The sequence below is a fragment of the Acinetobacter sp. SwsAc2 genome (genome assembly GCF_013391465.1).
GTDB classification, from domain to species: domain Bacteria; phylum Pseudomonadota; class Gammaproteobacteria; order Pseudomonadales; family Moraxellaceae; genus Acinetobacter; species Acinetobacter johnsonii.
Genome location: NZ_JACBEZ010000018.1, coordinates 48,376 through 69,164, shown reverse-complemented (window position 1 = coordinate 69,164; position 20,789 = coordinate 48,376). Strand labels below are relative to the sequence as shown.

The 20,789-nt window shown below is 39.6% G+C and carries 16 protein-coding genes and 2 pseudogenes; 11 read left to right on the top strand and 7 right to left on the bottom strand.

The genetic code is table 11. The features are described 5' to 3' along the window. On the top strand, nt 1-698 hold a 698-nt coding region (locus tag HYI04_RS09720; protein ID WP_178896107.1), incomplete at its 5' end, for an FAD-dependent oxidoreductase. Nucleotides 699-984: 286 nt separating this feature from the next. Here the strand turns inward: HYI04_RS09720 and HYI04_RS09715 are convergent. The 3 genes from HYI04_RS09715 to HYI04_RS09705 all read right to left on the bottom strand — a co-directional run bounded on the left by HYI04_RS09715 (nt 985) and on the right by HYI04_RS09705 (nt 3,549). Next, the gene (locus HYI04_RS09715) at nt 985-1,239 is read right to left on the bottom strand and encodes a YfhL family 4Fe-4S dicluster ferredoxin (protein WP_178896106.1); all 255 of its coding nucleotides are present in this window, start codon (nt 1,237-1,239) and stop codon (nt 985-987) included. A 14-nt stretch (nt 1,240-1,253) separates the two neighbouring features. Further along, nucleotides 1,254-2,654: a tRNA 5-hydroxyuridine modification protein YegQ gene (gene yegQ / locus HYI04_RS09710; protein WP_178896105.1), complete on the bottom strand. Its 1,401-nt coding sequence runs from the start codon at nt 2,652-2,654 to the stop codon at nt 1,254-1,256. A 463-nt stretch (nt 2,655-3,117) separates the two neighbouring features. Next, nucleotides 3,118-3,549 (bottom strand): Cd(II)/Pb(II)-responsive transcriptional regulator, encoded by a 432-nt coding sequence (locus HYI04_RS09705; protein ID WP_178896104.1) that lies wholly within the window; start codon nt 3,547-3,549, stop codon nt 3,118-3,120. A 76-nt stretch (nt 3,550-3,625) separates the two neighbouring features. Between HYI04_RS09705 and HYI04_RS09700 the strand changes: the two genes are divergently transcribed. The 6 genes and pseudogenes from HYI04_RS09700 to HYI04_RS09675 all read left to right on the top strand — a co-directional run bounded on the left by HYI04_RS09700 (nt 3,626) and on the right by HYI04_RS09675 (nt 12,382). Then, complete coding sequence (locus tag HYI04_RS09700) at nt 3,626-4,249, top strand: cation transporter (protein ID WP_178896103.1); 624 nt, start codon at nt 3,626-3,628, stop codon at nt 4,247-4,249. Nucleotides 4,250-4,449: 200 nt separating this feature from the next. Next, complete coding sequence (locus tag HYI04_RS09695; RefSeq protein WP_159152851.1) at nt 4,450-7,071, top strand: type VI secretion system Vgr family protein; 2,622 nt, start codon at nt 4,450-4,452, stop codon at nt 7,069-7,071. Beyond that, nucleotides 7,068-8,012, top strand: a complete 945-nt coding sequence (locus tag HYI04_RS09690; RefSeq protein WP_159152852.1) for a hypothetical protein — start codon at nt 7,068-7,070, stop codon at nt 8,010-8,012. The genes HYI04_RS09695 and HYI04_RS09690 overlap by 4 nt, the downstream gene beginning before the upstream one ends. A gap of 8 nt (nt 8,013-8,020) precedes the next feature. Then, nucleotides 8,021-10,795 carry a T6SS effector BTH_I2691 family protein gene (locus HYI04_RS09685; protein ID WP_159152853.1) on the top strand — a complete coding sequence of 925 codons (2,775 nt, stop codon included), beginning with the start codon at nt 8,021-8,023 and terminating at the stop codon, nt 10,793-10,795. After that, nucleotides 10,796-11,587 carry a putative type VI secretion system effector gene (locus tag HYI04_RS09680; RefSeq protein WP_159152854.1) on the top strand — a complete coding sequence of 264 codons (792 nt, stop codon included), beginning with the start codon at nt 10,796-10,798 and terminating at the stop codon, nt 11,585-11,587. It abuts the gene before it with no gap. Continuing rightward, nucleotides 11,587-12,382 (top strand): annotated as a pseudogene (locus HYI04_RS09675) (putative type VI secretion system effector). The gene HYI04_RS09680 and the pseudogene HYI04_RS09675 overlap by 1 nt, the downstream one beginning before the upstream one ends. A gap of 132 nt (nt 12,383-12,514) precedes the next feature. Here the strand turns inward: HYI04_RS09675 and HYI04_RS09670 are convergent. After that, nucleotides 12,515-13,357, bottom strand: a pseudogene (locus HYI04_RS09670) (hypothetical protein). A 250-nt stretch (nt 13,358-13,607) separates the two neighbouring features. Between HYI04_RS09670 and HYI04_RS09665 the strand changes: the two are divergent. After that, nucleotides 13,608-14,174 carry a TetR/AcrR family transcriptional regulator gene (locus tag HYI04_RS09665; protein WP_178896102.1) on the top strand — a complete coding sequence of 189 codons (567 nt, stop codon included), beginning with the start codon at nt 13,608-13,610 and terminating at the stop codon, nt 14,172-14,174. A gap of 403 nt (nt 14,175-14,577) precedes the next feature. Here the strand turns inward: HYI04_RS09665 and HYI04_RS09660 are convergent, their stop codons facing one another. Both HYI04_RS09660 and HYI04_RS09655 read right to left on the bottom strand, forming a co-directional pair. Next, on the bottom strand, nt 14,578-15,363 hold the full coding sequence (locus tag HYI04_RS09660; protein ID WP_178896101.1) for a DUF2071 domain-containing protein: 786 nt from the start codon (nt 15,361-15,363) through the stop codon (nt 14,578-14,580). A 108-nt stretch (nt 15,364-15,471) separates the two neighbouring features. Continuing rightward, a complete protein-coding gene (locus HYI04_RS09655; RefSeq protein WP_004696086.1) occupies nt 15,472-16,251 on the bottom strand; it encodes a ferredoxin--NADP reductase in 780 nt (259 codons plus the stop codon). Nucleotides 16,252-16,353: 102 nt separating this feature from the next. On the opposite strand from HYI04_RS09655, the gene tsaA reads away from it, so the two are divergent. Next, nucleotides 16,354-17,064, top strand: a complete 711-nt coding sequence (gene tsaA / locus HYI04_RS09650) for a tRNA (N6-threonylcarbamoyladenosine(37)-N6)-methyltransferase TrmO (protein ID WP_159152859.1) — start codon at nt 16,354-16,356, stop codon at nt 17,062-17,064. A gap of 5 nt (nt 17,065-17,069) precedes the next feature. On the opposite strand, the gene HYI04_RS09645 is transcribed toward tsaA, so the two are convergent. Beyond that, complete coding sequence (locus HYI04_RS09645) at nt 17,070-18,326, bottom strand: MgtC/SapB family protein (protein ID WP_178896100.1); 1,257 nt, start codon at nt 18,324-18,326, stop codon at nt 17,070-17,072. Between the two features lie 207 nt (nt 18,327-18,533). Between HYI04_RS09645 and HYI04_RS09640 the strand changes: the two genes are divergently transcribed. Continuing rightward, a complete protein-coding gene (locus HYI04_RS09640; RefSeq protein ID WP_159152861.1) occupies nt 18,534-20,291 on the top strand; it encodes a GspE/PulE family protein in 1,758 nt (585 codons plus the stop codon). A gap of 101 nt (nt 20,292-20,392) precedes the next feature. Next, entirely contained in the window at nt 20,393-20,755 is a 363-nt protein-coding gene (locus HYI04_RS09635; RefSeq protein ID WP_004696098.1) for a NirD/YgiW/YdeI family stress tolerance protein, read from the top strand. Nucleotides 20,756-20,789: the final 34 nt, after the last annotated feature.

Here is a 20,789-nt window from a genome sequence, read left to right as displayed (position 1 = left end):
CTAACATCAAAGGTGCGGATGAGACAGCAAATGGCTTGGTTGAAGTCACTTTAGAAAATGGTGCGAAGCTTGAATCTAAAACAGTGATTCTTTCAACAGGTGCACGTTGGAGAGAAATGAATGTGCCGGGTGAAGCAGAATACCGTACTCGTGGTGTTGCCTACTGCCCACACTGTGATGGTCCACTGTTTAAAGGCAAACGTGTAGCAGTAATTGGCGGGGGGAACTCCGGTGTCGAAGCTGCGATTGATCTTGCGGGGATTGTAGAACATGTGACTTTGGTTGAGTTTGATACCAAACTACGTGCTGACCAAGTGTTACAAGACAAGTTACATAGCTTGCCTAATACCACAGTGATCCTGAATGCACTATCGACTGAAGTTGTGGGTGATGGTAAGCAAGTGACAGCATTGAAATATAAAGATCGTGCAACTGATGTGGAACATACCGTTGAACTTGCAGGAATCTTTGTACAAATTGGTTTATTGCCAAACACTGATTTCTTAAAAGAGACTGCTGTTGAGCTTTCAAACCGTGGTGAGATTGTGATTAATGATCGCAACGAAACCAATGTCAAAGGTGTATTTGCCGCAGGTGACTGTACGACTGTGCCTTATAAGCAAATCATCATTGCCACAGGTGAAGGCGCGAAAGCATCTCTATCTGCTTTTGATTATATTATTCGTTCTGGGCTGTAAGTGTGAAATGAAAAAGCCAACGCTCTCCCAAAATATACGCTGGCTTTTCCCCTTTATGTTGTATCGCTGATCTTTGGTTTTACTCTTGATAGGAACTGAGTCGCTAACAGCTCAGTTCCTTTTTTTTCGGTTAAAGCAAATATCTTGTACAAAGAAAAAGCCAAAGTGCTCCCCAGTCACTTTGGCTTTTTCATTTAGTTTTTGTTTATTGTTATTCTTTGCCCAGTTTTTGTTTTGAAACTCTGAGTGTGGTCAGTACTCGGTTTCTTTTCTACTTTCCCCAAGGTTAGATGCTAAATAAGTTCAATCCTTTAAATTTTTCTAACAATTGTTGCTGTGTTTCAACGTGTTCTGGATGTGGCTCGATACAAGCAATTGGGCAAACATCCACACAGGTTTGGGTATCATAAAAACCAACACACTCGGTGCAGCGGTTGACGTCTATTTCATAAATTTTATCACCTTCAAAAATAGCGGTATTGGGACATTCAGGAAGACACATATCGCAGTTAATACATGCATCCGTTATTCGTAGTGCCATAGCATTATCCCTAGTCAGCTTGCAACATAGGCCAATGCAGGCGCTGAAATGTCGGCACTTGAATGCGGTAAGTTACGAATGAGCAGGGCATAGCGCATATCGACATCAGCAGGAACAGGTATTTCAACCACATGCCCTGAACCTTTCGCTTCAAGTATTGGATTACCTTTTTTATCGAGGATTTCTGTCAGTTTAAAAGTGATGTTGCCTGAAGTGGTCATGAGTTCGAGTACATCGCCCACTACAAAACGGTTTTTGACATCGACTTTCAGATAATCATCATTGCGTTCCAAAATTTCACCGCAGTATTGTTGATGGTCAAAACTGGATGAACCATTTTCATAGTTTTGATATTCGCTATGTACGTGGCGACGTAAGAAACCTTCGGTATAACCACGGTTAGCCAGACCTTCGAGTTGTGTCATGAGTGAGGAATCGAAAGGCTTACCTGCGAGCGCATCATCTATGGCTTTGCGATAAATTTGCGCTGTACGCGCACAGTAAAAATAAGACTTGGTGCGTCCTTCAATTTTTAAAGAATGGATCCCCATTTGGGTTAAGCGCTCAACATGTTGCACCGCGCGCAAGTCTTTTGAGTTCATAAAGTAAGTACCATGTTCGTCTTCTTCAGCAGCAAACATGTCTTCATCATGACGTTGTAGTAATGCGGGTTCATCAAACTGATGCTGTGCTTGCATATGCAGTTCATCAGCATCAGAGTTTGAACAGCAATTGGAGTCTGTATTCAGATTTTGGACTGGGATCACATCACCATTTTCATCTTGCGTAGTCTCATGAACTTTATATTCCCAACGGCAGGCATTGGTACATGCCCCTTGATTGGCATCACGTTTATTCATATAGCCTGAAAGCATACAACGTCCAGAGTATGCCATGCATAACGCACCATGCACAAAAACCTCAATTTCCATGTCAGGCACTTGTTGCTTAATTTCTTCAATTTCATCAATGGATAATTCACGGGACAAAATGACACGAGTCAGTCCCATATTTTTCCAAAACTTCACAGTAGCCCAGTTGACTGCATTGGCCTGAACGGAAAGATGCACATCCATGTCTGGAAAATGCTCGCGTACCATCATAATCAGGCCAGGATCCGACATGATCAAGGCATCGGGTTGCATCGCAACCACAGGTGTGAGGTCACGAATAAAGTTTTTGAGTTTCGAGTTATGCGGTTGAATGTTGACGACCACATAAAACTTTTTGCCTAAGTCATGCGCTTCTTGAATGCCGATAGCCAGATTGTCATGATCAAATTCATTATTGCGCACACGTAGGCTGTAACGAGGTTGTCCGGCATAGACTGCATCTGCACCATAGGCAAATGCATAACGCATATTTTTAAGCGAACCTGCAGGAGAAAGAAGTTCAGTAACGTGATGAATGCTCATGATTAAACTAAGGCATAAAAAAAATATGGGTTTATTGTAGGGCTTTAAAAAATAGATTCAACCTAGTAAAAAACTCGGAATTTAAGCGGAGATAGGCGCGAAAATTACATGTTCAAACGCTGGATGTGAGTGCTCAATTATAAATGATTGAATATATGGTTTTATGTGGCTAAGGATAGAAGTAAATTTAAATATCCTTGTTTTATAAAGTAAAAGAGCGGTTATATAAAACTTACCAGAGGTTCTAATCATCAAAAAGCTAGAGTTCTTTGTGGCCTTTTATCAGAAATAATTGGGGATCATTTTATTAGATTTGCTGTGAAGCTAGATTTTTTTTATTTGTGAATTTATAAAAAAATTAAATAAAATAAGGATAAAAATCCTGCATTGCTCACGAATGGTTCGAGTAAATAGGTAGCAAAACTGAGTAATACCCATATTCTAAATTTTGTATTGATGTGTTTTATGCATCTGTAAGTCCTGCTTCAAGATGTCTTAAAATTTGACAATCATCAATGGTTGATTGGGTTGTGCAAGACTGCCGAAGTTGTTGTAGTTGTATCTGAAATTTTTGTAATTCAATGATTTTTTGTTCGACTTGTTTTAAATGTTCATCGATCAGTTGATTGACGGCACTACAGTCTTGTTGAGGCTTTTGTTCCAGTTCAATCAGGTATTCAATTTCTTTGAGTGAGATATCCAGCGCACGGCAACGTTTAATAAAAATGAGTCGTTTAAGCGCATCATCTTGATAATAGCGATAGTTATTTTCTCCGCGAAAAGAAGGCTCTAATAAATGCTTTTTTTCATAGAAACGAATGGTATCGGCACTGAATCCTGTTTTATGGACTAAGTCTTTCATCAAATAAACAGGAGATGAGTTTTGTTGATTCATTTTGCTTGACCTTAGAGCGACTCCATAGTTTTTAATCATAATAGAAAATGATTACGTCTGGATAGAGGTTGTGTATATGGCATGTTCTTCTTGCAGTTGTGCACCCGCACCACAAAAGCCAAATAGTAAGTTTAGAATGGCATTGTGGATTGCCTTATTGATCAATTTAGCTATGTTCGTGGTGGAGCTTATTGGTGGAGCTTATGCACATTCGTCCTCTTTATGGGCTGATTCTCTAGATTTCTTTGGTGATGCAGTCAACTATGGTATTTCACTGGCGGTGCTTGGTGCGAGTTTGTATTGGCGGGCGACAGTGGCACTGCTCAAAGGCATTACCATGGCGTTATTTGGTCTAGTCGTGATTGGTAAAGTGATATATGCCTATGCTTTGGGAATTCCGCCTGAAGCCATGACCATGGGGGTGATTGGTGTGATTGCTTTGCTTGCGAATGTGGTTTGTGCCATCATTTTATATGCCTTTAGAGAAGGTGACTCTAATATGCAATCGGTCTGGCTCTGTAGCCGAAATGATGCGATTGGGAATGTGGCGGTTATTTTTGCTGCAATAGGTGTGTTTGGTACAGGTAGTTTGTGGCCAGACATAATCGTGGCAGGCATTATGGCGACTTTAGGTATGACTGCAGGTTATCAAGTGGTGAGCAAAGCATTATCTGAGCGTAGATTACAGCTCGAGAATTAAGAAAAACGCTAAATTTCTTAATCAAAGTGAAATTATTTTCCATAAAAATGCTCCGCAGCTGCTCGGAGCATTTTGTTGTTTACATAATAAGAATAAAACTCTGCTCATTTGTCGGATTGATCTGGCTATAATGGCGCCTAATTTATGATCGTTGTTTGCGATCAATGATGACTGAAACTTACTTTTTAAAAATATAGACGATGATAAATACAATCACTCAAGTGCTTGAGCAATTGGGGTTAAGTGCACAAAAACGTGCCATTCATGCACAATTTTCACATGTTGCATTAAATCATGACATCTTTTTGCAGCATATTGAAGGCACACATGCATTAAACCAAGGTTTAAACGTTGAATTGATCTGCCTCTCAACCAATGCTCTGATTCCACTGAAACAATTTATCGGGGTACAAGTCGCGGTTGATCAGGTCACAGACCAAGGCACATTATTTCGCAGCACAGGGATCATCACTCAAGCCGAACAAGGACAAAGTGATGGTGCACTGACCTTGTATAAACTTCGCTTAGAAGACGCAACGGCACTTTGGCATAAACGTCGCAACAGCCGAGTGTTTATGAATAAAAGTGTGCGAGATGTCAGTGAAATACTCTTTAAGGAATGGCAGAGCAAAAGTCCGCTATTTGCTGCTAGCCTCAGTCTTGATCTTTCTGGTTTAAATACAGAGACCGATGTTCGTCCCTTCATCATGCAGTCAAATGAAACCGATTATGACTTTCTAACACGGCTCTGGCGCAGTGAAGGCATCAACTGGCTAATTGATGAAGCTGAACTCTATGTACCTCATACTCGTCATCCGATTCAAGCCCAAAAACTTAGACTCTTGGATGACAACAGTCAGTTCCAAGCCTTAAAGCGTCGACAGATTCGTTTTCATCGTTCTAGTGCTACCGAACAACAGGACAGCATCATCAGTCTGAGTGCACAGCGCAGCCTACAACCGACTGCAGTCCATATCCAACGTTGGCAAGCCGATCACTTGAGTCAAGAAGAAGGCGCAGGTTCAGTCCAAAGCCAGCATCAACATAGCACACAACAAGACAATGCCAGTCTCAGCCTAGAACAAGCGTGGCATATTAGCCCTGCATGGATGCAAGATTTAAATGGAGAAGATCAGGCGACAGCAGCATCAAACAGCCAAATTGAAAAACTCAATCAAACCCTGAGTAATGTCTACAACCAACAGGCGAAACAATTCACTGCACAGAGCACCGTACGTGATGCCCAAGTGGGGTATTGGTTTGAGTTACATGAACATCCTGAACTTGATCAACACAGTGACGCAGACAAAGAATTTCTGATCACAACCAAGACTTTCTATAATCAAAACAACTTGCCCAAAGATCTGAGTGAGCAAATTCAGCATTTACTGAAACAAAGCCAATGGTCACTCAAAACCAGCACAGTGCCAAGCGAACGCCAAGCCAACCATCTAAGTTTACAGCGTCGTCACATCACGACTGTTCCAGCTTATAACCCGATAGCGCACCGACCGGCCACACACCCACAACGTGCCAAAGTCGTGGGACCAAGTGGCGAAGAAATTTATGTGGATGAATGGGGACGGATCAAAGTTCGCTTCCTCTTTACCCGCAACGATGACCACAGGCATGACGGTGGTGCAGGCGCCAATGACAATGATACAGACTCGGCATGGGTTGATGTTTTGACCCCATGGGCGGGTGAGGGCTATGGCGCACGCTTTCTACCGCGCATTGGTGAAATCGTGGTGATTGATTTCTTTGATGGCAATCTTGACCGTCCCTTTGTGGTTGGACGGATTCATGAAGCGCAGCGCAGCCCAACGAAATTTGATCAGAAAGGTCAATTGCCAGAGACCAAGAAACTGGCAGGGATTTGCTCTAAAGAAGTAGGGGGTGAAGGCTATAACCAACTGCGCTTCGATGACACCACGGGTCAAATCTCGACTCAACTACAAAGTAGCCATGGTGCAACTCAGCTGAACCTCGGCAACCTCAGCCATCCCAAAGAAAGAGAGACAAGTGAAGGACGAGGAGAAGGCTTCGAGCTTCGAACTGATCAATGGGGAGCGATTCGAGCAGGTGAAGGTTTACTGCTTAGTAGCCATAAACAAGATCAAGCTGCTGGTACACATCTGGATGCTCAACCTGCCAAACAACAACTTGAAGGGACTTTAAACAATAGCCAAGCGTTAAGTGAAGTGGCGAAGAATCAACAGACGGATCCGCTTGAAGTTTTAGAAAACTTAAAAGGCTTCTTAGAACAGATTGAACAACAAGATCAAAACAAGGCAGATGCATTTAAACAAGCCATCATGATTCTCTCTGCACCAAACTCCATAGCTGTTAGCAGTAATGAAAACCTTTATCTCTCAGCTGATGGTCAGATCAGCCAAAGTGCAGGGGAGAGTATTAACCTTTCTACGCAGAAATCATTCATTGCACATGCCAGTGAGAAAATCAGTCTCTTTGCAGCACAAGACGGGCTAAGAGCCTATGCAGGCAAGGGTAAGGTTGAAATCCAAGCGCAAGGGGATAGACTCGATGTCATTGCGCGGAAAGGTATTCAAATTATTTCTACAGAAGATACCGTTTATATCACGAGTCCAACTGAGATTAATCTGACAGCAGGTGGTTCTCAAATTAAGATGAATGGAACAGGTATCTTTTCAACGACTGCTGGAAAGTTTGAGAGTAAGGCGGGGCAGCATCAGTTTTTGGGGAGTGCTTCCGTGAATATGCCAGCAATTGATTTGCCTGATTGTTCTGCGAAGCAAACGCAAGCAGCTCAAAATGGTTCTGCAAAGGTTGATTTATCATGAGTTTACCTATTTTTACCGCGGTTCAACATGATACTGAGCAGAATGATAGAGCTCAGTTAGAACAACACTGTTTTAAACTTTTAAATCAATATGGACATCTGATCTTTTTATTGGATAGTACGCTTAACCCATCCATTTTTGATGATGTCGTAAATGCTTTAGCAAAAAAGAATATTGCATATATTCCTTTGGCGATCAAAAAAGATATGGTGACATCTGATCTTTTTCTGATCTGTATTGATGATCATAAAGTTTTCGAACAAGTAAAAGATGATTTATTACATAACCTAATCCGCAATAAGGACATTGTAAATGACAGCTACTTTGTACATGGTTTTGGTACAACAAAAATAGAATCACTTGAAGAGTTAAGGGATCAGATAAGAAATAAACTGGTAGTGTCGGATCAAGGAAGAAAAATTTTATTTCGTTGGTATGATCCACGAGTAATGATCTATTTAAATGACATTTTAGAAGAAAAAAACTTAGTGAGTTTATTGGATAACTTTGAAGCATGGCATTTCTTACACCCCACAGGATTTTATAGCACCGAATCTAGTGAAGAACGGACTCAGATTAAAAAACTACCTCTGCGTTCTTTAAATAAAGCCGAATCAATAGCATTGGATTTAGTTGAATTGTCAAATAGTGTTTTCCAGCAACTTAATGATTTTAATGAAGTAGATATTTCACAATTAAATCCAGTAAATATCCATAAAACATTATTACAAGCTCATAATCATTATGGGTTAGAGAATAATTTAGACCTCGTGACTTATGGTTTATATGGGCAAATCATTCATCACGATTTTATGGCTCATTCTTTGGTCACGGACATCCTTTATGAGCACTGTGTGCAGGGTGAGCTTTCATTTACAGATGCAATGGATTATCTGGATTCTGAGTTGTACTCCGTTATTCAGCAAGATTTAAATGTATAGGGTGTGATATGACAACAAATCAACAAACGAATTTGAAAACACCAAATGCTAGCAACTCTAAATTCAATGAGATGATTCAGCAGCAAATAAAAAAGCAATCCAAAATTCCTGTTCTGGGGAAAACCGAGCCTGTGCCAGATATGAGGAATCCTAAATCTGTTGAAGAGATCCAAAAAAAAATAGAACAAAGTAAAATTGGAAAATCTTCAAAGCAGTCTACTCCTGCAAATGTACAAAATAATAGTCCAGGTCAATCACAAAAAGAGTGTTCTTTTTGTCGTAAAACGGGTTTTAATATTCTCCCTTTACGTTATACCGTGGTTAGAGGTAATGCACCTGCGTTACCAGCAACATTAGGGAAAAATGTTAAAGACATTCAGCTGAGTCATTTTAAATATGCAGTTGAGATGATTGATACTGGATATATATACCGTTTAGTAAAGCGAGTATCGGGTGCTTTGGAATGGGCTGGTTATTTAGTTACGCCGAAAGGACATTTGTCTTATTTCCCTGTTGGTAAAGTAGCCCCTAAAAGTGTTCCTGAGTTTGCCTGCAAAGGTGTTGGACATAACTTTAATTCATCTGTGATTTCGGTAGAAAGTAATCCTAAAGATGAGGCCAAAATTGCGTATATCATTCATACACATGTACCTATGAGTAAGGCAAAACTGAGTGAATATGAAAAAAATGCAGAGAAGTTTGTCACTGAAGGGAAGTGGCAGAAAGTATTAATCAGTGCTGGAAATACACAAGAACATTGTATTGCAGCAGGTCAGTTTAAAACCACGGTTTATAATATAAATAGTTTTGGTGAAAACCGTATCAACGCAACCCTGAATAAATTTAAAAATGAACCAAAGTCGCTTGCTTGTATGGCTTTGTATGATCCTGTTGGTATTACAAGGAAGTTAAATTCATTACGTAATTCTGAATTTAAAAGTGTGATGGAGTATTTAGCAAAGAAAGAAGGAGCTTTTACAAATGAGCACCGTTTACATAGTTCTCAGTGTATAGATAGTATTAAAATTTGTTTGGAAAATAGATTATTAAGTGAGAAAAATCAATTAAGTGCTCAGCTAACCAAAGATGCAATTCTACGTTCTCTAATAAATGAATTGCCAAAAAACTTAACAGATGCTGATGACATTAATTATGAGTTAGAAAAAATATATAAAAGAAAGTCAAAAGAAGAACAAGAAAGATTATTGCGTGAAGCTCAAAAGAAGCAGGACCCAACTAAAGGTATTTTTAATCAAGATATGGGAACCTTAAGTAAAGATCAAGGTGCGCAAATCTGGAATAAGAAATACAAAATAAATTTAGATGTGGATGCAAAATCAAAATTTGATACAACTGTAAATGAGTTAATCGAGAAAGGGCTAAAAGGGGCAAGAGCCGTTGCAGATGATCATATTAAATGGTTGTTGTCTAAAGCTGTGATCAATGCGCTGCACGCATATGATGATCAAGTGCAAGTTCCGTATGGAAATATTTTCTATGTTCATGCCATGGATATGATCAATGGCATGAGTGGAGTACCTAGTGGACAAGCATTACTTGAAACTTGGTTAGGGGTAGAAAAAATTGCGAAAGAAAATATTTATATGCGCGCAATTTGTTATAACCAAGAAAGTTTGAAAAATAAATACAATACAGCTGCACCTAGCATTATCGATATATCTTGGGATGATGGACAAAATGCGACCAAAACTGTAATAGCTGCATTTGTTGCTGCGGATAAAGCTTGGCAAGAATGGGCGGCGGATAAAACCAATAACGGTTATATGTTACATGGGCAAAAATTTAGCCTGTTAAAAACGTTCTACTGGATGTCTGAACTGACTCAAAGTGCAGTGAAGTGGAGTATGAAATATACGCCAGGTTCGGAATTTGCAAAAAAACTTGGACGCTTAACATTTTATACCTTTGCTCATAGTGGGGCATTGGTTGAGCATGTCGCAAAGAACTCACTGTATTATCTTATTCCAGTTCAAACTTTAACGGGTCGGATTAAACTGACACCTGAAATGGTGCAGAACAACTGGAAAAAGTACTCTTCAGCCGCGACCAACCCAAGTAAAGCAGCAAAACAAATTGATCGGATTATTGCGAATAGTTCACCAAGTGCAGGTTTGCGTGTATCTGGTGTGGTTGCAATATTTGAGTTAATTAACTTTGGAACACAGGTTTCTAAATTTAATAATGATCCATCGGTAGATAATGCCCTGTCGTATATGTCGGGTATGATGGCGACAACTGCTGCAATTTTGGAAGTCGGTAGCAGTTCGATGGAGAAGTTTTCTTTTGCAGAACGTGCTGCTTATATTGCTAAGTGTGGTGCATATTTTGCGATTGCAGGGGCAACAATTTCATTAATTATTGATTTAAAGAATTTTGGTAAGTCTATTCAAGAAGGTAATTTTTATGCTATAGGGCTGGGACTAGGTAAGCTTGTAGTTTCATTTTTAACTCTTGCTGTTGGTGTTAGTGTTCTTCTAAATCTACCGCTCATGAAAAATACGTCGTTATATTATAATGTTGAACGTTATGCACTTGGAAGAGCAATTCTTGGTATACGAGCTATTCAAGCTGGAGCTATGTTGAGTATAGCTGGGATTGCGCTTGTTGCCTTGGAAATTTATTTAAAAAACTATGTCTTGGATAATGCGATGCAAGACTGGTGTCAGAAATGTGCATTTCGATTAAAAACGAGTGCTGAAAGTCCTTTTAAAGATATTAAAGAAGAAGAAAAAGAGTTTAATAGTGCGGTGGTGAGTGTCTAAATGAAACATTTAAAGTTAAATCTAAAACTGGTAGAAGGCCCAATCCATTCTTTAGAAAAAGCCAAATCCAAAATACCCGTAAATCAAAATGTGGGAGGAATCGCAACTGGCACCGCTTTTGCCGGTGTACTGGCTGAAAGTAGTTCATTACTTACCAGTGCTCCTATTTTGGTGATGGCAGGTAAAGCTAAAGATGGCATCACGTTTACTGGGGAAATAGAAGGACATTCTTTACTGGGGCAATTTACAACGGCACGTTTTAACGAAAATGATGAACTGATCGCTGTAATTAATGACAAGCCTGTAGATGGGCGTTATCAGGTCTATGCCCTTCTTGATCCTAAATCAGGCTTATTATATATGATCTATGAAATGGGCCGTTCAATAAAAATGGGCTATAAAGCCATTATTATGCAGACTTACTATTTTACATTGTTATCATGGGGTTTCCTCTTTATTTTTATTTTATTTTATTTTATTTTTAATTTTTCCTATTCTATGAATACAGTTTTATACTTTCTGGAGATTGTGGGAATTTCTTTATTTGTTTCTGTAGCAATTTCTGGTTTTGTTAATTATTTTGGCTATAGGAAGTCATATGAAAATTTTGGAGCATTATCAGAGCAGATATTTGAAAAATTCGGATTTGATGATCCCAAAGAGCAGGATTTTTACAATGATTTTTTAACTGATGATGGTGTTCAGATTAGTGTAATGAAATATCGTAATAAGTTAAAAGGCCCAGACCCTTATCCAGAAGATTATTTTGATAAGAAAAAAGTTAGTGAATGATGACTGGTCTACAATTAAACCTAAAACTGGTAGAAGGCCCAATCCATTCTTTAGAAAAAGCCAAATCCAAAATACCCGTAAATCAAAATGTGGGTGGAGTTGCCGCTGGTACTACTTTTGCTGGTGTACTGGCTGAAAGTAGTTCGTTACTTACCAGTGCTCCTATTTTGGTGATGGCAGGTAAAGCTAAAGATGGCATCACGTTTACAGGGGGAAATAGAAGGACATTCTTTACTGGGGCAATTTACAACGGCTCGTTTTAAAGAAAATGATGAACTGATCGCCGTAATTAATGAAAAACCTGTAGATGGACGTTATCAGGTCTATGCCATTCTTGATCCTAAATCAGGCTTATTGTATATGATCTATGAAATGGGTCGTTCAGTAAAAAAAGGCTATAAAGCGATTATTATGCAAACCTATTATTTTACGCTTATTTGCTGGGGAGGAATGACAATAGTACTTTTACTTTTTTATATCTTTGATTTTAACTATTCATGGGATTTATTTTTAAAATTAATGCTTTGGGATTTTTTTGGGTTGTTTCTTGTGATTGCAGTCATGGGATTTGTTAATTACTTTGGTTATAGAAAATCTTATGAAAATTTTGGAACATTGTCAGAGCAAATATTTGAAAAACTAGGTTTTGAATATCCAAAAGAACAGGATTTTTATAATGAATTTTTAACGGATGAAGGTGTTCAGATTAGTGTAATGAAATATCGTAATAAGTTAAAAGGTCAAGACCCTTATCCACAAGATTATTTTGATAAAAAAGAGCGGTTGAAACTGTAAATTAAGCGTTGAGAAGACTTTTCACACAATGTTACTTAGTACAATACTTATTCCAGCATGGTTTTTCATGTATGAATTGAATGATTTTTCCAAGCTTTAATATGCCATTTTGGACTAAATTTAGATTTAAGTTTAGCTTAATACCAAATTCATCTTGCTCCAAAAGTTATTCCATAGACTTAAATATTCAGTTTGAAGTTGCTGGAAATACAGAGCCTGTTCAGGTTTATAGCATTGTGTGAATAGCACCCAAATATCGTCTTCATGATTGTCATCGTTAGCAAGGGTTGTATCACATGTTTCTGCAAGGCCATGACATGCATAGTAGCCTTGGGTAAATAAAGGATTATAGGCTGCGAGATTGGTTCTGAGTGCTTCACTAAACTTAATCACTTGTAATTCAGTACAAGCCAAAATGAGCAGCAAGTCGGCATAAGAATGAATATGTTCTTGAATAAATTGCGCGATTGTAAATGCTTCAGGCTCGGTCTGTTTTTGATCGGCGACATTGAGTTCAAGTTGCTGCATCAGTTGAAGGAAATAGACCAAATGCGATTTAGAGGGCGAGCTTTTCTCTAGTTGGTGTGTATTAAAACCCAATTCATCTAGAAGATTTAGTGACAACAAATAACGTGCATATATCTTGGCTGCAATGCGATCTTACTCCACGATATTGCTGTCGTGCTCAAGTTGCAGTGCTTGATACATAGCCATACTCAAAGCATCAGTGAAAATTTTAACAATAGCAGTAAAATAATTCAGATGAATAAATTTCAGCTGTTCAAGGCTGAGTTGGCATTGATGCAGCCGTGTCAGTATCGGATGTTGAAATAAAACATGTTCGGTTGTCGTTTGCTTTAAATGAATGATCGCTTGAGTATTGGCTGCCCATGACATTGAGCTTAAGGATCGTTCAATAAAGCGCAAAACTTCTGCGCGGGTATGTTCAGACTGGGTGAAGGAGAGAGCATTCATATACGAGGTAAATTTTAATTTTCATCATTTTTATCATAGTGAAAAAGACTCGATTCTTCTAGTGTTTTATTTATCTTAAAAACTATATATTTCAAATGCTTATTTTAATATTGGTATTGTTTTTATAAAAAAACGGCGTTGATCTAAATTTGATATATAATATCGTCTTCAATCGATGTATTTCGTTTTCATGTGCTGTTCTTTTGGGTTAATGGCTTAATTTTAAAGTTTTGTGCATCAGGTAAAATAAATGTCAAAAAAAGAAGACATCATTAACACAGCGCTTAATCTCTTTAACTCACATAGTTATAATTCTATCGGTGTGGATCGGATTATTAGAGAGTCTGGCGTTGCTAAAATGACGTTTTACAAATACTTCCCATCTAAAGCTAAATTAATTGAAGAATGCTTAGTGACAAGAAACCAAAATTTACAGCAGTCGCTTGAAGCGACGATTGCTGCATGTGACCCAAGTGATTATCTCTCCCATATTCGTGCAATTTTTGAATGGTACCATGCTTGGTTTCATAGCGCGGATTTTAATGGTTGTATGTTCCAAAAGGCAGTTGAAGAAATTTCAAAAATTTATCCTTCTTCGCTACAGCCTGCAATTGATTATAAAGAATGGTTAAAAGGCAAGCTATGTCAGGCTTTGAATCGTCTAGGTGTGAAACAGGATGAACAGTTGGCGGCTTTTTTATCGAGTATTTTGGATGGCATGACCATACAAGCGCAAATCGATCCGAACCAAGTGCATTTGGAAGATTATTGGAAGCGTGTGAATACTTTAATCCAAATGGAACTCTCGGCTGCTTAATATATAAACTTTGATTTTAAGTTTAACCCAATACACATTATATTGCTGGCTTAAATGAGTTTAAAATAAATCAAGTACAAATAAATAAGCGCGATAACGGTTAAGTTATCGCGCTTTGCTGATAATGATTATGTTCCATATCGCACATTATTTGACAATAATGCATGATATGAATATGAGCAACTTAATGCGCTTTCTTATATTTTTTGTACCCTCTGAATGTTTTAGGTCATTCAGTATTTCAGCAAAAATAGACAGACTTGTCTGTTTTGTTGAATTATAGAGACTTTGTGGAGAAAAACAACCAATCTCTCATTATCTTAGCTGAAATTTATTCATCATGCTTAATATTCCTTAAAATATGTAGGGCATTCATTATTTATTGTGTTATTCAGCTGAATGATTAAGGTACCTTGGGGGGTAAATAAATGGTAAATTCATTGATTGGTTCAATCAGAACACTATAGGGTTTGAGCTGATCTTCATAGCATACAAGATTGAGCCTTGCTAAAAGTTCAAAGCGAGCATAGTGCAGCGTTGCAGGTTTCGGATTTAAGCGGCCATGCCACACACGATAGCTGCCGAGTTTTCCATCGCGGCGATGGTAAAATCCTGCTAAAGGATGAGTCAAGAAGACCTGATAACTTTCTAAATTGGGAAAGCCTTCAAAAAGCCATTGGTCATGTTGCGACTGAGACAAATGTACATCTGAAGTGGCCCATGCCGATTGAGTTCGCATTTTATATTGTGTATATAGATCCTCTGCATCTTGCTGACAATCAAACTCAATCTGTGCAGGATGCCACGGTAGTTGCCAGACATAACGAGGAACGATTAGCGTCCAAGAGTCCAAAGTCGTTCCTAAAAACCAAACACAACGTTCCTGTGTCTCCTGATCAATCACGTAGACCCGATAATTGGTTTGCCCCATCGTGAATTTTGGGAAAGGGTAAACTGCGGAGCTGAAATCGACATCGATGAAGGGGACTACCGACATTAGTGCATGTTGTTTGCCTTGGTAGTGTACCGTGTCTAGCTTAAACCGTGCTGGAATGATTTCTTTAAAACGAGTAGGGTCAACGGCATAAGTAATCAGAGCAAAATGCTGGAGTTTACACTGTACATCGAGGCCGCTGGGCTTGGGTTTCGGATGTAAATAGTCTTTAAATTTGAGTTCTGGAAAGGTCATTGGTTTAAATTCTAGATTTGTTATTATTTTAATATTAGATAAAACTATGCGTAGAGTAAATAAAAAACCGAAGCCTAAGCTTCGGTTTTTTAATATCTTTATACGATCTTATTTTTCAACGAATGCACGTTCAATCACGTAGTCACCAAGTACACCCATACGTGGCGACTCTTTTAAACCATGTTGGTCTAGAAGTGCAGCAACGTCATCGAGGAATGCAGGGCTACCGCAAAGCATTGCACGGTCCGTTTCTGGGTTAAAACGTGGTAAACCGATCTTCTCAAAAATCTCGCCAGTTTCAATTACTGTTGTGACACGACCTTGGTTTGGATACTCTTCACGAGTAACCGTTGGGTAGTAAACCAATTTATCTTTAATGCCTAATTCTTCAAAGAACTCATTGTTCGGAAGTTCGTCTAAAATAAGGTCTTGGTACGCTAACTCAGAAATGAAGCGCGTACCATGAACCACAATCACTTTCTCAAAACGTTCGTAAGTTTCAGGGTCACGAATGGTCGCCAAGAACGGTGCAAGACCTGTACCAGAAGAAAGCAGGTATAGGTTTTTACCTGGGTTTAAGTCATCAAGTACTAAAGTTCCAGTTGGTTTTTTAGATACCAAAATTTCGTCGCCCACTTTAACTTTTTGTAAAATAGAGGTTAACGGGCCATCTGGAACTTTAATTGAGAAAAACTCAAGTTCTTCTTCGTAGTTTGCACTAGCGATAGAATAAGCACGCATTAACGGTTTGCCATTTACTTCAAGGCCGATCATCACAAATTGACCGTTTTTAAAACGTAGAGCAGTGTCGCGCGTCGTTTTAAAAGAGAATAAAGTATCATTCCAATGGTGGACGTGAGTAATCTTTTCGACGTTGAAAGCAGCCATTAAAGGTCTCAATAAATTATCAAATTAGAACAGGTTGCTATTCTAATCTAAAATCATTCTCGATAAACTGAATATATTTAATTGAGCTTATTAGAAAAAGTGATGATGACTGAGTTAACCTTGCCAATTATTGGCTATATGCACTCTTCTTATAAGGAAAAGTTTGGTATTCCTCGTCAGCCTAATTTGGTTCAAGTGGAATCGTATATTGAAATGCTAGCACCCTATAATGATGTTCTGGCCTTTGAAGGGATTGAGGCATTTAGTCATTTATGGTTGGTGTGGCAGTTTCATGACAATAAAAATCCAGAAAAAACCCAGTTTCGTCCACAAGTTCGTCCGCCACGCTTAGGAGGGAATAAAAAAATAGGGGTGTTTGCTACGCGTAGTATGTATCGTCCTTCACCGATTGGTCTATCGGTGGTAAAGCTCAAGTACGTTAAAAAAGAAGGGAAATCGGTTCGAGTGTATGTCACAGGAAGTGATTTGCTAGATGGCACCCCGATTGTCGATATTAAACCTTATATACACTACTCAGATGCCGTTATAGATGCGGAAAGTGGCTATGCGCAAGATGAACCTAACCGTAAATCGGTGATATGGTCGGATCGGGCGATCGAACAGAAGCAGCAGCTTTTGACGAGTGGGAAATTGTCTGTACAGACCGCACAAGAGCTTGAAGCCGTTTTATCTTTAGATCCCAGACCGGCGTATCAGGATGATGAAGCACGGGTATATAAAATGAAATTTGCTGCTGTTGATATCGCTTTTACAGTGGGTGAAACTACAGTGAATATCACGGCCGTAGAATGAGAGACTTAAAGAGAGAGGCTCCAATACAATAGCCCAATCAATACCAGCATATGCAAAATCTGAATCGGGGCAAAAGCAATAAAGTATTGCTTACCACCTGTTAAGGCGGCATTAATGGACTTGGCAACAGCGTGTGCAGTCAAACCTAATATAAATGCAGACATTGCTGCCGTGTCTGTCGGTGTTCCTTGCATCACGACTGTTGCCATCGCTGCATGGATTTCAAATAAAGAAGCAAGCAAAGTCCCAGCGATTAAACCTGCATCTCCCAGCCAAAGGTTAAGTCCATACACCCCCGCTTGGATAAACGTCAAAGTCAGGGCAATAATGCCAGCCTCTTTTAAGCTAAACATGCGTGAATCAGTGGGTTGATGTTGTTCTTGTGCAGGAGCAGATCGTACCAACGCATAAGCACAGATCCCTAAAAGGACACTTGCTACAAGGGTCGGAAGCAGTATGGTTTTGAGCCAAAGTACACTCACACCTGCGACTATAATCAGCAGTTGCAATAAAGTCGCAATACAGGACATGAGCGCTGCACCTGCATTGGGTTTGGCGAGTGCTCGACCTGCACGTACTTCCATGCCTAAGCTAGCAACAGTCGCTGTACTGGATACAAAACCTGAAGCGATCGCCGATAAAATCATGGCATTTTTAGTGTTCAGCAGTCGTTTGGCGATATGTGCAAGCGCTTGAACAGCAAGAATGAGCGTGACTAATTTTAAAATAATATAGGGATTCAGCACAGCACCCCATAAAGGCGTATTCGGCGTTAAGGGCAGGGCAATTAAAATCAGCGCTAGGAGAAAGATACCGTCTTTAAACTCAGCCTCAGTAATCCATTTCCCCGCAATGCTGTGCATCGGATGTTTGGTCATTAAAATAATGGTCAGGAGTACCGCTAAACCCGCAGCAAGTGATGTATTCCACAAGCACATCGCCCCGATAAAATAGGTCATGACAAAGGCAAGTTCAGTGGTTGAACCCAAATCTTCTGTTTGGTTTTTCATTGGAAATATAACTATGCCGCCGATGATCAGCGCACCGACAATGCCAATACTGACACCAAATAAAAAACAAATAGCACCGAGGAGTGCACAAATGGCAAAGGAGCGTAGTCCTGCAAAGCTCTGTTGGTTTTCACGTTGTTTACTTCGTTCACGTTCTAAACCAATCAATAGGCCACAGCCTAATGCTGAAGCCAAGGTGATGAGGACCTCAGATAAAGCCAAGTTGTTGATGGAAACTGTGCTGAAGTCCAAGCCTACCTCACAAAAGCTAATGATCTGTCTAAAATATAGGCGAATGCTGAAGGTGGATTCAAGTTAAAAGAGCAAGATTTGTGAGTAAATTCGTGATTCTATTGAGTGCTTGGCTACTCCTCGATATTTGTAGGATTTGCTTATGCTTTGTGCGAATGAATACAGAAAATCTTGCTATAGTGGAGTTATATTTGGGGACGTATAACAATGAATTTTAATTTTGAAATTGATACCACTTGGTGCTTAGATCAACTGTTTAAAGATGGGCGAATCACTGAAAAAGAAAAAAATCTAGTACAAACCTCGCACCGTCAACGCGATCAATTGAAGTGGCATCCCTTACAGTGGATTGCTCATTTTAATTTGGTGGATCAGTTGCATCCACAGTCGAGACTGACATTAAATCGGCTGTGTCAATGGTTAGCCGAAAAGACCCAATTACCGTTTTATGTGATTGATCCACTCAAAGCCGATGTGCAAGCTTTGACTTCGGTGATGTCTCAAGAATTCGCCTTCCGCAATAAAATCTTGGCAGTTGAAGTTCAGGCCAATCAAGTGTTGATTGCAACAGATCAGCCGTATATGAAAGATTGGATTGCAAATTTGGAGCAGAATGTTGCACCGAAAAAAATCCAGCGTGTATTGCTCAGTCCTGAACAATTACAGCGCTATATGGTCGAGTATTATCAGGTGAGCCGTGCTGTCAGTAACTCTCAGAAGTCTGGGAGCTATGACCGTGATAATAAAGGTGTTGAGGCACTTTTACAGTTGGGCGATAGTCAAAATCCAGATGCCAATGACCAACACATTGTTAAATTAGTTGACTGGGTTTTACAGTTTGCTTTTGAGCAAGGTGCCAGTGATATTCACTTAGAACCACGTAAAGACAACGGCAAAGTTCGTTTCCGTATTGATGGAGTGCTGCATACCATTTATAACATGCCTGCCAATACTTTAACCGCAGTGATTTCGCGGATTAAAATTTTAGGTCGAATGAATGTGGCAGAGAAACGTAAACCACAAGATGGACGTTTAAAAACACGGACACCGAAAGGGCAAGAAACAGAACTGCGTCTTTCGACTTTACCGACTGCTTTTGGTGAAAAGTTGGTGATGCGTATTTTTGACCCTGAAGTTTTAGTGCGTAGCTTTCAGCAGTTGGGTTTTGAAGGGCATTTGCTCAGTGATTGGCAAGCACTGACTTCGCATAGTCACGGCATTATTTTAGTGACAGGGCCAACGGGTTCAGGTAAAACCACCACGCTTTATTCTTCTTTGAAACAATTGGCTACCGAACAAGTGAACGTCTGTACCATTGAAGACCCGATTGAAATGTTAGAGCCGAGTTTTAACCAAATGCAGGTGAATACAGGTATTGATCTTGGTTTTGCTGATGGTGTTCGTGCGCTGATGCGTCAAGACCCTGACATTATTATGGTCGGTGAGATTCGTGATCATGATACGGCCAATATGGCGATTCAAGCAGCACTTACAGGACATTTAGTGCTGTCAACTCTGCACACCAATGATGCACCTTCCAGTCTGACGCGTTTGCATGATTTAGGCGTACAGCCGTTCTTAACCGCGGCAACCATTTTAGGGGTATTGGCACAGCGTCTCGTACGCCGCTTATGTCCACATTGTAAAGTTGAAAAGCAAATCAACAGCCAAGAATGGGAGCATCTGACTTTTGATTACATTATGGAGATGCCTGAAAAAGTCTTTACCGCAGTAGGATGTGAAGAGTGTCGGCAAACGGGCTATAAAGGACGAGTCGGTATTTATGAGTTTATGCCTGTGAGTTTAGAGGCCAAGCAACTGATTGGTGCCAATGGTGACTTGACTGCACTGCGTCAACAAGCCAAAAAAGAAGGCATTGAGCCTTTAAGAATTGCGGGTGCACGTAAAGTTTTAGAAGGTGTCACCACGCTAGAAGAAGTGTTACGTGTTGTCCCACTCAACTAAGCGTTTAATGCGTTACTTGAAGCTTTCTTAAGATTCAGCTCATCTAGCTTTGGTTTAATGACTTCATCGAATAGGTGAACAATTAAATAGAGGTACGGGATATGAATATGATGATGAAAGCGTTATTGGTTGCTGGTGTTATTGGCTCAACCACTGTCGCTGTAGCAAATACGGCAGTGAACCAAGCGGCAGTTGCTGCTTCAACACCAACCACGGTTAAGCATGCCTTAACATTAAAAGATGACAGTCATGTCCAGTTAAAAGGTTATGTGGTCAAAGCCATTGGGGATGAGAAGTATGAATTCCGTGACCAAACTGGTTCAATTACTGTCGACATTGATGATGAGTTATGGGGTGGCAAAGCAATTTCGGCTAAAACACCTGTAACCATTATCGGTGAAGTAGATATTGACTACAAACCAGCAAAACGCGTTGAAATTGACGTAGATCAAGTGAAATTCTAAACACACTTGCCCAAGTTCAATTCAATTTTGATTG